At 62.1% G+C, this 12,538-nt stretch carries 12 protein-coding genes; 5 read left to right on the plus strand and 7 right to left on the minus strand.

Annotated elements, in window-relative coordinates; all coding sequences use genetic code 11:
* Positions 1–5: 5 nt before the first annotated feature.
* A complete protein-coding gene (kynA, locus tag ADIAG_RS13975; RefSeq protein WP_007272038.1) occupies positions 6–875 on the minus strand; it encodes a tryptophan 2,3-dioxygenase in 870 nt (289 codons plus the stop codon).
* 558 nt (positions 876–1,433) lie between these two features.
* Here kynA and ADIAG_RS13980 point away from each other — a divergent pair.
* The gene (locus ADIAG_RS13980) at positions 1,434–2,033 is read left to right on the plus strand and encodes a sunset domain-containing protein (protein WP_007272039.1); all 600 of its coding nucleotides are present in this window, start codon (positions 1,434–1,436) and stop codon (positions 2,031–2,033) included.
* Positions 2,034–2,146: 113 nt separating this feature from the next.
* The gene (locus ADIAG_RS13985; RefSeq protein ID WP_007272040.1) at positions 2,147–3,163 is read left to right on the plus strand and encodes an HNH endonuclease family protein; all 1,017 of its coding nucleotides are present in this window, start codon (positions 2,147–2,149) and stop codon (positions 3,161–3,163) included.
* A 53-nt stretch (positions 3,164–3,216) separates the two neighbouring features.
* Here the strand turns inward: ADIAG_RS13985 and ADIAG_RS13990 are convergent, their stop codons facing one another.
* Positions 3,217–4,176: a ribonuclease HI gene (locus ADIAG_RS13990; RefSeq protein ID WP_007272041.1), complete on the minus strand. Its 960-nt coding sequence runs from the start codon at positions 4,174–4,176 to the stop codon at positions 3,217–3,219.
* Positions 4,177–4,407: 231 nt separating this feature from the next.
* On the opposite strand from ADIAG_RS13990, the gene ADIAG_RS13995 reads away from it, so the two are divergent.
* Positions 4,408–5,355: a PaaX family transcriptional regulator gene (locus ADIAG_RS13995; protein ID WP_007272042.1), complete on the plus strand. Its 948-nt coding sequence runs from the start codon at positions 4,408–4,410 to the stop codon at positions 5,353–5,355.
* Here the strand turns inward: ADIAG_RS13995 and ADIAG_RS20975 are convergent.
* A complete protein-coding gene (locus tag ADIAG_RS20975) occupies positions 5,247–6,014 on the minus strand; it encodes an alpha/beta hydrolase (RefSeq protein ID WP_007272043.1) in 768 nt (255 codons plus the stop codon). The genes ADIAG_RS13995 and ADIAG_RS20975 overlap by 109 nt on opposite strands.
* Before the next feature lie 74 nt (positions 6,015–6,088).
* A complete protein-coding gene (locus ADIAG_RS14000) occupies positions 6,089–6,574 on the minus strand; it encodes a cupin domain-containing protein (RefSeq protein ID WP_007272044.1) in 486 nt (161 codons plus the stop codon).
* A 218-nt stretch (positions 6,575–6,792) separates the two neighbouring features.
* Between ADIAG_RS14000 and ADIAG_RS14005 the strand changes: the two genes are divergently transcribed.
* Together ADIAG_RS14005 and ADIAG_RS14010 are read left to right on the plus strand one after the other, a co-directional pair.
* Positions 6,793–7,860, plus strand: a complete 1,068-nt coding sequence (locus ADIAG_RS14005; RefSeq protein WP_007272045.1) for an MBL fold metallo-hydrolase — start codon at positions 6,793–6,795, stop codon at positions 7,858–7,860.
* Positions 7,857–9,326, plus strand: a complete 1,470-nt coding sequence (locus ADIAG_RS14010) for an MFS transporter (protein WP_007272046.1) — start codon at positions 7,857–7,859, stop codon at positions 9,324–9,326. The genes ADIAG_RS14005 and ADIAG_RS14010 overlap by 4 nt, the downstream gene beginning before the upstream one ends.
* Positions 9,327–9,406: 80 nt before the next feature.
* Here ADIAG_RS14010 and ADIAG_RS14015 read toward each other — a convergent pair whose 3' ends face one another.
* Genes ADIAG_RS14015 through ADIAG_RS14025 form a run of 3 tightly spaced genes read right to left on the minus strand, consistent with a single transcriptional unit; the run spans position 9,407 to position 12,417 of the window.
* The gene (locus tag ADIAG_RS14015) at positions 9,407–10,564 is read right to left on the minus strand and encodes an FAD-dependent oxidoreductase (protein ID WP_007272047.1); all 1,158 of its coding nucleotides are present in this window, start codon (positions 10,562–10,564) and stop codon (positions 9,407–9,409) included.
* Positions 10,561–11,271 (minus strand): methyltransferase domain-containing protein, encoded by a 711-nt coding sequence (locus tag ADIAG_RS14020; protein ID WP_007272048.1) that lies wholly within the window; start codon positions 11,269–11,271, stop codon positions 10,561–10,563. The genes ADIAG_RS14015 and ADIAG_RS14020 overlap by 4 nt, the downstream gene beginning before the upstream one ends.
* 6 nt (positions 11,272–11,277) lie before the next feature.
* The gene (locus tag ADIAG_RS14025; protein WP_007272049.1) at positions 11,278–12,417 is read right to left on the minus strand and encodes a type III polyketide synthase; all 1,140 of its coding nucleotides are present in this window, start codon (positions 12,415–12,417) and stop codon (positions 11,278–11,280) included.
* Between the last annotated feature and the right edge of the window lie 121 nt (positions 12,418–12,538).

Genomic DNA, 12,538 nt, shown 5'->3' on the forward strand with positions numbered 1-12,538 from the left:
CCCGGCTACTTGCCGATCTCGGTACGAACCGCGAATAGTTCTGGGAAGAACGTCAGATCCAAGGCTCGCTTGAGGAATTCCACCCCCGAGGATCCTCCGGTGCCCTGCTTGAACCCGATGGTCCGCTGCACCACGCGCATATGGCGGAATCGCCAGGCTTGGAAGTTATCTTCCAGATCTACGAGGTCTTCGCAGGCCTGGTAGAGGCTCCACGTCGTTTCGTCGGACTCGTAGATGTCCTTGTAGATGGGGACCAAGGACTCTTGGAAGACCCACGGCTTTGAGACGTCGCGTTCGAGTATCTCGGCGGAGACGGCGTAGCCGGCACGGGACAGGGCCCGGAGAAACGCGTCGTAGACCGTTGGTTCGTGAAGGAGCTTGGAGAGCAGTTTGTGGGCGTCGGGGTCGGATTCAAAGACTTTGAGCATGCCCTCATGCTTGTTGCCCAGAATGAACTCGACGGCGCGGTATTGGAACGACTGAAATCCGGAGGACGAGCCAAGAAAACCACGGAACTCTGCGTATTCACGGGGTGTGAGTGTAGCGAGAACTGCCCACTGCTCCGTTAGGGTCTTTTGGATGTGTTTGACGCGGGCCAAGCATTTGAGCGCTTTTCCGATCTCGTCGTTGTCCATCAGTCGACGTGACTCGGTCAGTTCATGGAGCATGAGCTTGAGCCAGAGTTCGCTGGTCTGATGTTGGATGATGAACAGCAGTTCGTCGTGGTGCTCCGGAACGCTGACCGGGTGCTGCGCGGAGAGTAAGCGATCGAGGTCGAGATAGCTTCCATAGGACATCGTGTTGCTGAAGTCGGTGCGGACAGTGTCTTCTATTTCGCGGGCACCCTGGGGCACCTGTGCGTGTGGGCAGGCCATGCCCAAAGCGTATCATTTTGTCGACGCGCGTCGAGTAAGTGAAACTAATGATTGGTTTTCGAAAACAACTCGCTTCGCAGGAGATTTTGTGGGTGAGGGTCCTCAAGCCGGCCCAGTCGTGACGAGGCAACGAGTGGTGGGTCTCGTGGTTGGAGGGAGTGGTGGACGCGATGTCCCATGGATGCAGCGTTTGGATCCGTTGGATTACTGTCGCCCGGCGCGCACACCGACCACGCAAATGTTAATAGGAGATTGTCCTGCTCATCTGATCTGCTGGTGTCCCCTGCCGGCCACGGAAGCACGGGAATATTGAGGTGGTTTGCTCACGGTTCGCAGCTGAAGTGCTCAAGCCCGCCGATGGAACGCTCTGGAGACGTAAAAACAGTGCCCGAGAAAGCGGGACTATTTTGCCGCCGATGGCCGAGTCGTCACCAAAGGTAGCCCGAGGGCCTTCGAGCCGACGCAAAATCTCCGTTACTGCGCCGATATGATTTGATTGAAACTTGCACTAGAAGCTTCAGGGCCCACAAGAGTTGGGCCCGCAGCACAGGGGGAAAATTGAAGACTTTTACTCGGACTTTTGCCGCGCTCGCGGCAGCTGCATCGATCGCGCTCTCCGGTGCCGTCGTTGCCACTGCGGCACCGGTGACACCCACCCAAGCGGTCAGTATCGTGGCTGCCAAGAAGGCGCCAGCGGTCACGATCAACAAGATCGCCAACAAGTCCGTTAAGGGATCGGCCAAAGCGACCATCAGACCGTCTGTCAAGGCCGCCAAAGGCGTCAAGGTCACTTCCAAGGTTCTGACAGTTAAGCAGGGGAAAAAGACCCTGGCGAAAAACAAAACCTCGGTCAAGCTGAAGGCCGGAAAATACAAGGTAACGACCAAGGTCAACTACAAGATCGGCAAAAAGAAGCACACTGCATCCAAAGCCCAAACCTTGGTCATCAAGAAGGTGTCTCCCAAGAAAACGTGGGCAGCTCCGAAGGGCAAGAACTGCCCTGAAAGCTTCCCTGTCAAGGGAAACAAGACCGGCAGCAACAAGGAATGGAAGTATCACGTTAAGGGCGGCCAATACTACAAGCGCACGGTTCCCGAACAGTGCTTCAAATCCACCGACGATGCCCGCAAGGCCGGATACCGGGCATCGAAGCGCTAAACCTGAACCTCCAGTAGCCAGCCCAATCACGTTGCTCCCACGCAAAACGTGGGTGCAACGTGGTTGGCTGCTTTTTGGCGTATTGCCTTGTTGAGTCACCTTGAAGGAACCATTTGAAACACCTGATTTCCTACATCCTCTCCGTCTTGATCCTCACTGGAACGTTGGTGGTGGATACCGCTGCTTTGGCCGGAGCCGCACCATCGGCGAATGAAAAAGCTGCGGCCACAAGCAGCGCACCGGCAAGCGCCGCCGCTCCGACGAAGAAGAAGACGCCTTCAACAAGCTCCGAAAAGTCAGCGGTCCGCCCAGGAGCGAAACTTAATGGGCCGAGCGCATTGTCGGTGTTGAACACTTTGGCAGTCAAGGGAAAGGCCCCAGCCACCGGGTATGACAGGAACGGCAAATTCGGTAACGGGTGGAAGGACTTCGACGGCAACAAATGTGACGAACGACAGGACACCTTGAAACGCGACCTTTCGAAGATAAAGTTCAAGGACGCGAAAAACTGCCAGCTGGCATCGGGCGTTTTGGCTGATGCCTACACGGGGACCACCATCAATTGGAAGGTCAACAGCGGATCGGTCGACATCGACCATGTGGTTGCGCTGAGGAATGTGTGGATTTCCGGGGGACAACAACTCTCACAGGATCAGCGCCTCGCGGTAGCCAACGACCCCTTGAACCTCATGGCTTCCCAAGCCTCCGCCAACCGTTCCAAGGGCGCTGCCAACGCAGCCGAATGGTTGCCACGGCATAAAGCGTTCCGTTGCCAATACATCGCCACCCAGGTCAGCGTCAAGAAAAAGTATGCGCTTGCGGTGACGGCAGCGGAGAAAGCTGCCATGCGCAAGGTGCTCGAATCGTGCCCGAAGCAAAAATCCGCCAAAGTCTCGCCCATCAAAGTGATTGCCGCCAAGGCTCCGCCCGCTTCGAAAGCGCCGCGCGTAGAGAAGACGCAGGTTGCTCCTCCTCAAAAGAAGCCCAATGCGACGGCTCCTGCTAAGAAGGTGTCACCCGGCGCGTACTGTGCCCGAGCGGACAGCGGGAAGAAGGGAACCGGCAAGAAAAACGGCAAGAGCTACACCTGCAAGACCAGCAACACCGACACTCGTCTGCGCTGGCGCTAGCAAGCACCTCATGCGCACCGGGGTTATCCGCCGCGGCGATCAGGCTACCGGTCTCAGGGTTGTTTGAATGATCGACCGGTACGCAGGGGGAGCACCGTGCCCAGATCCACGCCCTCGGCGGCAATCTGCAGCAACAGGTGCTGGCGTTCACCGGCCGAAATGTTCGCCGCGGTGCAACGCCTGGCCACCAGGGCGAGTCTGTCGGCTAACTCGTTCATGGGATCACCGGCGTGGGCCTTGACCCAGCTGTACTGTGTCTCGGACCGGGAGAGCAGCTCATGGATCTTTTGGACGACGGCTCTCGCGTCGGCCGATCTGGCCCGTGGATGGCTTGAGGGATTCCGAAGTAGATCGACGGCCATCAGAGAATCGGAGCGGATATGGAAGCGTACCCCTCCTTCGAACAGCTGGTCTCGATACCTGCTGGCATCCAACAGGGCGTAGTGGATCGAGTTCAGCTCACCTTGGAGGATTTCCTTGCCTTTGGCAGCAAAGGCGTTGATGGTCGGTGTGGACCCCCGGCCGTAGTCAAGGATCCACCCGTGACCCGTCAACGGGTTGTGCCAGCTGCGCGATGCGTCAGTGGTGATCGTCAGCTCGGAGTGGAAGTCATTGATGCACTCGTGTAACAACGCAATGGCCGCCCGCGCGCCGGCTGGCGGTCGGAACTGGTCGGAGACTTCAAAACCTCGCTCCAGGAGGGCTTCGGGCAGCCGGATGCAACCCTCAAGTAACGAGTCATCACAGTACACGGGCTCAGAGGCGTTGCAACGCACCGAACGAATGGCCTTGTCGAGGAGCGTCATGAGGTCCCCGAGTCTGGGACCTGCTTCGTGGATGGGCAGGACGCCGCTGCGTTGCCCGACGATGTCGTAGGCGCTGGTTCGGACCACGGCCCAGAATAGATTTTGGTTCAGGGGCTGGACCTCCACCGTAACTCCCGAGCGTGCGGAGACGGCATCGACCGCGGGAATCAAACGCGTCGTTGGGGGAGTGGGGCGTGGTGCCTGCATGGTCTCCTCCTCGGTTCGGCGCTCGGGTTTTTTCGCTCGCGAAAACCCTCATCCACCAACGCTACCCAAAATACCGGGCCGTGGGGATGGCAAACCGGGCCCGGAACTCGGCAACCTATGCAGTCCGGCTGTGGGAGGGAACCGGTTCCTACACCTGGGCGGTCCTGTGCGGGGTGTTTGGCAGCATCCTGACTAGGATGGAGCCAAGAACAAGCGATTGAGGACTAGCGAATGCGCACCGGTACGGAACCGCGGCCGTCCAGGCTGCAACACCAGCAGCTGCTCGTCACCCTGTACGGACTTTATGGACAAGCGAACCAGGGCATCTTTCCGGTCTCGGTACTGGTGGGCATGTTTGGTGCCTTGGGGATCGACGCCCCCGCGGTGCGGTCCACGGTTTCCCGGCTGAAGCGTAACGGTGTGTTGGTGAGCAGCAAGGAAGCGGGAATCGCCGGATACTCGCTTTCCGCAGATGTGCTCGACGCCTTTGAAGAAGGTGACCGGCGAATCTATGCCCCGGAGCGATCGCGCCCGGAGGACCCCTGGTCGCTGGTGATCTTTTCCGTACCCGAAGCCGAACGGAACCGTCGCTATGAATTGCGCACGGAGCTGACGAGTCTTGGCTTCGGTGCCGTAGGCGCGGGGGTAGCCATCGCACCGAACAATGTGCTTTCCCAAGCAGTGCACAGGCTTAAGGACCGCGGGTTGGATGGGTATGTCGAATATTTCAGCGCCGACTATCTCAGTGAGCAGGACATTGCCTCAAAAGTGGCCCAGTGGTGGGACCTGGAGGAGCTAGACGGACAGTATCGGGATTTCCTGGAAATCTACGGGATCGCCGAGCGGGAATGGGCGGCCAGGCTCGACTCGTGCAAGGGAATCATCGACCCCGCCGGTGACTTGGCCCGGGACGCGTTTGCCTACTATGTCCCGATGCTCACGGTGTGGCGGCGCTTCCCCTACCGCGACCCGAACCTGCCGTTGGAATTCCTACCCGACGGATGGAAGGCGCCGGCCGCCAAAGCCGCGTTCTGGGCTTTGGATGCCCAGCTGGCGCCCGTGGCCAAGGCTTACGCGCTCGCGCTGTTGGATTCGCGCGGCGTTGCTTCCGGAACTTCCGCCATCCAAGACAACGCGTCGGGCCAGTGGCCGGCCGAGGGATCGATGGCCTCCAAATGAACCAGTGCCTGGTATTCGAGAAGTTCAACCGCTGAACCTTGCGAACGGCCAGCAGCTAGGAAAGCACGAGAATGTGCCACGGGCACTCGGTCGTCATTAATTCCGTGCAGGAGAAGTGCAGGTGTGGTGCCTAGGGATTGGTACAGCGGGGAGGCCTCGCGGTAGAGCTCGGGTGATTGCTCCGGGGACGTGCCGAAGTATTCGGCCGCTGCATCATCTCCGAGCTTCTCACGGTAAGTCGTCGCCACATCGGTGACAGGTGCCAGAGCCACGACTCCGTCGGTGAGCTTGGCGTTCAGCAGCGCGAGTTGGCCGCCCACCGAATGGCCCACCGTCAGTAGCGGCCCGCCGATCTCGTGCTTCTCGCGGAATGCCGAAAGCATTTCCAAGGCCACGCTCACGTCGTTCAGCGGGGCTGGCCATCGGCCGGTGGGGCCGCGACGATATTCGATGTTGGCGGTGACCCAACCGTTCTCCCGCAGCGAGGCCGCCAGCGGATCCATCAGCGACGCAAAGAGATGCGCGCGCCAGTAACCTCCGTGGATGAGAGCGACGATTCCGCGCGGAGGAGCCTGCTGGCTTGGCCATGAAACGGCAACGTACTGTGCCTCGGCGGGCCCGTAAGCAAGGAATTTCGGTACTCGTGTGGCAGCTGCCATGGTGCGGACTCCTGTGCGAAAAATGCGCGCGGACGTGCGAATCGGCTCCGCACGTCCGCGTGTTGTTTCGGTGGTTAGGCCCCGGGGACGGAGCCCGGGGGAAGGAAGTTCACGTCGCGCAACGCCGAGCGGCGAACGACCTCCTCGGGATCGGTCAGGTTGTGCAGCTCGCCAAAGAGGGTTGCGAGTTGGCCCGAGGGGCTGACCCAAAACAGTGCCTTCCCCGCGTCCTCATGCTTGTTGTAATAGGCGTGAGGTAGACCCATGGGCATACGTACGGTGTCACCGGGGCCGGCGGTGGTCCACTCGCCGTCAAGATAAAGCGTGTAGACGCCCTCCATGATGTGGAGGTGCTCATCCTGGGTCGGGTGCACATGTGGCGGAACGCCGGTACCAGCCGGATCCAATGACAGCCAGGCAAAAGACGAGGAACTTTCTACCTTGGACAGGTAGGTGTGTCCTAGCACGTTCCACGTTTTGTTGCCCATCGCCTCACTGGCGAGCGTGATTCCCTTGGGCAGATCGCCCAGAATGATTTCCTGGCCTTCTTGAACTTCCATGGTGGCTCTCCTTGTCGAACGGTCTCTTGATGTCCTCAGCATGGCAGAGGACCACCCAAGTGTGCAATAGGTATTGCGATCGCAAGTTTCACTGCATATGATGTGGATCACGCTTTGGGGAGTGGGCCGTGGCAAGGACAACTTGCCGGGGCGTGCGAAACCCACAAAGCCCCGGGCAACCATCCGACTGCCCTTCACCGATGAAGCGAGGCACCAGCGTGAGCAGCAAGAAATTCAACGGAATGAGTGTGCATACCCTGGGAACAGGAGGCGGACCGATCGTTTCCAGCTCCAGGGCCGGCACCAGCACCGCGGTGCGGGTCGACGATGCCACCTACGTCTTCGACGCCGGCATGGGCAGCATCCGCAACTACCGTTCACACTGCGAATGGGGCCAGCTGCGCGGCATCTTCCTGACGCATCACCACTCAGACCACATCTACGACCTCGGTTCCTTTCTGGTCACCGGCTGGCAGGTGCCCGGCGAATCCTTCGCGGCACCCATCGAAGTCTTCGGGCCGGGTCGGCCCGCGCGTATCCCAGCCTTGGACGAAGCGCATGCCAGGGAAATCGACGCCCGGGTGGGTACGCGGGAAATGACCAGCACCACGCAAATCGTCGACGCGCTGCTCGATACGGTCTTCGCTTCCGACATCGCCATTCGCATGGCCGACGAGGGGCGCGGGGAACCGCATGAATGGGTACGTGCCCATGACATCGAGATTCCCTCGACTGCAGGTGCCGACCCGGTGGCCAACAGGCACCCGGACATGGAACCCTTCGAGATCTACCGCGACGAATTGGTAGTCGTATCGGCCATTCTGGTCGACCATCGCCTCTGTTTCCCGGCCTTCGGCTTCCGCATCGAATCGCGCTACGGCTCGGTGGTCATTTCCGGCGATACCGCTTATTCGGAGAACTGCATCAAACTTGCCAAGGGCGCCGACCTGCTGCTGCACGAAGTCATCGACCTGCCCTCGATCCTGGCGACCTTCCCCGACGGGCCCACGCGCGACGGCATCGAGGTGCACCTGCGCGAATCGCACACGCCCTTCGCCGACGTCGGCAAGGTCGCCGCCGCCGCGGGGGTCAAGACCCTGGTGCTGCACCACATCGTGCCCAATACCCCCGGCACCGCCGACCTGGCGGCCATGGAGACGGCGGTGCGTCGCGACTTCGCCGGCACCGTACACATTGCCGAAGACAACGACGTCTTTTACCCCCGGGGAAATAATTCCGGACCCTTGGAAACCGTGGTAGACCAAATCGTGGGAGCGAACGCATGAGCACCTCAGAGCAAATCCCGCCACATACCCTGCGCGCGGCCGTTAAGCACGGCAGGATGAACCGCCGGGCCTGGGTTGTCACGTTCCTGCTGGTCATCTTCCAGATCATTAACTTCGCCGACAAAGCGGTGCTGGGCCTGGTGGCCGATCCGGCGATGAAGGACCTCGGGTTGACCGCCGGCGAATTCGGCTTCATCGGCAGCGCGTTCTTCTTCCTCTTCGCCATTGCTGCGGTCGCCGTGGGCTTCCTGGCCGGCAAGGTCCCCACCCGCTGGATTCTGTTGACCATGGGCATCAGCTGGGCCGTGCTGCAATTCCCGATGCTCTTCGGCGGTGGCGCCGCGGTGCTGCTGGTGACCCGCATCCTGCTGGGTGGGGCGGAGGGCCCGGCGACACCCATCTCCCTGCAGCACGTCCACGGCTGGTTCCCGGCCAAGGAGCGCGGATTCCCCTCCAGCATCATTGCCGTGGGTTCCACGCTCGGACCCATTATCGCGGCCCCGATCCTCGCCGGAATCATCGCCCATCCAGACCTCGGCTGGCGCTGGGCCTTCGGTTTCCTGGGCTTCGCCGGGCTAGCTTGGTCCGTCTTGTGGTTCCTGCTGGGCCGCGACGGGCCATACTCCCACACCGCGAAGAAGCCGGCCGGTGCGGAGCCAGCGCCCGATACCGATTCCACGCTCGCGCAGCGCGAGGTGCTGCAGCCGAAGGCACCTGACGCAAGTATGCGCTCGGGCAGTATCACCGAACGCGCCGACCTGCTCAAGATCGTGCCCATTCGCCGGGTGCTGGGATCGAAGATGTTCGTGGCCGCGGTGCTGGCCGGCGCCGGCTGCTTCTGGGCCCAGGGCTTCCTGACCACCTGGTCGCCGAAATACCTTGGCTCCGTGGTGGCGCTGTCCCCGGAAATGATCGGCTTGGTCTCGACCTTCCCGTGGGTCATCGGTGCTTTGGCATTGCTGGTGCTCGGCTACGCCTCGCGGCTGTTGATGCGCCGCGGAGTCACCGTGCGCTGGGCCATGGGCGCGCTGTTCGGGGTCTCGCTGTTGGCCTCGGGGATCTGCTTCACCGTGCTGCCGCAATTGCATGGTTACGCCGCCGTGACGGCGTTGACCCTGGGGGCGGGGCTGGCGATGATCTACCCACTGGCGCCCACCGCCATTGCCTTCTGCGTGTGCTCGAAGCAGCGCGCGGCCATTATGGCGACGTTGACCGGGTTCGCGTCCATCGGCGGGGTCATTGCCCCGGCCATGGTGGGCACGCTCATGGACCGCGCCGGCTACGTCCCGGGCCCCAAGGGCGTGCGCGACAGCGCCGAGATGGCTTCGCTGCTGGCCCAGGGCATGAACTCCTCCTTCGCGATGATCGGCATCTACCTGATCGTGGTGGGCATCATCTGCGTGCTGCTGTTGAATCCGGACCGCACAGCGGACAAGCTGCAGACCCGCTTCGCGTTCAACGGGTAGCAGGCACCGGCGGAACGATGCGGGGAACAAGGACCGGTGTTCCCCGCATCGCCAAGCCGTCGATCCGGGAAGGTATCCGCTCACCTCCGGGCATTCGGCCCGCCGGTCATGCTGAATGTGGCTGCCACCGCCAAAGAAAACTTGTCCGAGGCAAACACCGTCCGGGCCAAGGCATCGCGGGCATGGCCGGCAGGGCCCCACAAGGGACGGCCCAACATCATGTTCACGTGGGCCTGTCGGCCCGCGCGCCGGGCCGCGGCCAGCCTCCGGGTTGAATAGCAGCCCAGTTGTTCGGCAAGGCCCTGACCGGTGAGTCGGCCGGCGAGCGCCGCATCAAGGATCGGCGCCAATTCCGCTGCATCAAGCAGGCCGAGCGTCATGCCTTGGCCCCCGATGGGACTGACCTCGTGGGCCGCATCGCCGATGAGCACCAGATTCCCGTGGGCCATGGACGACACCGCAAGATTCCTGGCTCCGAAGCTGCTGAGCATGGAGTTTCGGCTCCCATCCACCCGGTGCCCGGTGCGGTGTTCAATCAGCTCCACAAGAGTCCTGTCCTCGGATGGTGCCGTCCAGGACACCCAACGCCGTTTGTTCCCCGGCAGCGGGAAGGACTCGGTGATCCCCTCACCATGGAGGAAGAGCGCGGCAATCGACCCGAAGTCGGTGGATTCGGGATAGTCGCCCATGAGATATTCATCGGGCAGTTCCCGTGCGCTGACCCCGATCCCAGTTCCGCGGCGGACCGCTGAGCGTGTGCCATCGGCCCCGATCAGGAACCTGGCCTCCAACGAGTTCTCGTTGCCCCGGGCGTCCCTGAGGCTCGCCGTCACCGACCCCGGGCGCGATGTGCTCGACAGGTAGGTGGTGCCCGTCTGCAGGGCGGTGGGGTCAAGGGCATGCAGCCGGCACCGCAACAGCGCGACGGTGTGGTTCTGCGGCAGGGAGAGCACAAAGCGGTGTTGGGCCGGAATCGCTGCGAACGATAATTCGGCCACGATCCGTCCCCGGGATAATCCGACACCTCGGCCGATCTTCACCCCCTCGTCCACCGCGGCCTCCCCGATACCGAGTCTCTCCAGCACCGCCACCCCCGGGGGATGGATCCCGATGGCCCGGGAATGCTCACCGATGGACTGCCGGTGTTCCAGGACTCGCACACCGTGCCCGGCCTGGGTCAACAGGATGGCCAGGGCCAGTCCGCTGGGCCCACCGCCAATGATGATCGCGTCGATCATGGATCGATCCGGACTTCGGGCCGCCAGATCGCCAGGTTCCTGTACCTGCCGGGGGATAGGACGTGCCATCCGACAGGCACCGCGCGGGCAAGCTCCGTCAAGCTGTGGCTGCGCCTGATCGAGGTCAGCCCGTCACGCCGGATGAAGGATGTGGCGGCCAGCGGCAAGGTGGCGGCCCCGAAGAACCACAGTGCCGAGCGCCGACGCCTGATATCGCTGTGGATCGCCAGTACGCGTGCCAAAACCTGGCTGTCGGCCAGGACGTCGGCCAGCTCGGCCGGATCCAGGTGGTGCAGCACGTGGTTGGAGAGCACCACATCAAATATTTTCCCCGCGGTGACCAAATCCGTGCTGGTGGCCTTTCTGAACTCCAGCTGGCTGCGCCCGATCCCGGCGGCCTCGGCGGCGCGGGTGGCGAAGCTGTGCGCACGAGGATCGGGATCGATCCCCAACACCTTGACGTTGTAGCCGTCAGCCCGCGCCCAGCGCAGCAACGCCAAGGCGATATCCCCGCCGCCGCATCCGATGTCCAAGATCGTGCCGGTGGTATGGCGCGGCAGGGCCGGCCGGATGAGTTTCACATAGACGCCCCGCCACCCCGAGACGCACCGGTTCACCAGCGGGAAAAGCGCATACGTGCGCTCGAGCAGCACCGGGTCGGCCCCGGGCCTGTCCATTTCCTCGACTGCGCTGATATCTCGTTGCATGATGGGTCAGCCGGTTCTCCCGGACACCAAGGTCATCAGCGCGGTTTCCACCGTGAGGCCGGGACCAAAGGCCATCGAACAGACGCGCTCTCCGGTGGCTGATTCCCTCGTGAGGTTGGAATCCATAATGTCCTTGAGCACGAACAGCACCGTGGCACTGGACATGTTGCCGTAGTCGTTCAGGATCCGGCGGGCGGGCAGCAACTGGTCCTCGCCCAGTTCGAGGCGTTTCTGCACGCGGTCGAGGATGGCACGTCCCCCGGGGTGGATGCCCCAGTGTGGGATGTCGGCATAGTGCCGGTCGAGGGTTTCATCGCGGGCCAGCAGGGGTTCCAGCGCTCCGATGATGTGCTCGTCGATGATGTGCGGGACGTAGGTTCCCAGAACCATTTCAAAGCCCTCGTCACCGATGTTCCAGGCCATGGCTTCCTCGCCGACCGGGGTCAGCACGGTCTCGAAGTAGTCAAGGCGCATTCCCGGCCCATCGAATTCCCTGGCGGTGACGATGGCGGCCGCGGCCCCGTCGGCAAAGAGTGCCGAACCCATGATGGTGTCCGGGTCGTTTGAGCTGCGCACGTGGATTGAGCACAGCTCGGCGGAAACCACCAGCACCACGGCCTCGGGGTCCGCTTCGCAGAAACTCTTGGCCGCCCGCAGCGCAGGGAAAGCGGCATAGCAGCCCATGAACCCCAGATGGTAGCGCTGCGTGGCGGGGTTCAGCCCCAGTGCCCTGACCAGCTGGTAGTCGGGTCCGGGGTTGTAGAAGCCGGTGCAGGACACGGTAATCACGTGGGTGACGTCCCCGGGACCCAGATCAGGGCACGCATCGAGGGCTTTTTGTGCCGATTCGATGTAGAGACCGGGTGCGGTGGCAACAAAAACCTGGTTGCGTTCCTTGGTGCTGGGCCGCAACAACAGCCCGGAGCCAGCGTCAAAGAACAGCGGGTCCTCGGCCACCGTTTCGGTGGTGAACTCGGTGACGGCGGTGTGCCGGGTGGAAATCTGGGCGGAGTCGAACGAGGTGTTGATCAGGCGCTGGCCCAAGCGCGTCAGACCGGGTTGAGCACCAAAGACGTCCCTGGCCTTGTCCTGATAGAGGATAGTGGGCGGGAGTGCTGTTTGGATGGTTCTCATCATCACCGGCATAGTGTCGAGCTTATGGCCCCTCGCCCTCGCGGTAAAGGGTGTGGTCAAGCCGTGGGGACCAAACGACTTTGAAAAAACGCTGGATTCCGGCGTTTCGGCGGAGTAGTCTCGGTTCCGGGAG

Source organism: Paeniglutamicibacter gangotriensis Lz1y (genome assembly GCF_000348945.1).
Classification (GTDB): Bacteria; Actinomycetota; Actinomycetes; order Actinomycetales; family Micrococcaceae; genus Paeniglutamicibacter; species Paeniglutamicibacter gangotriensis.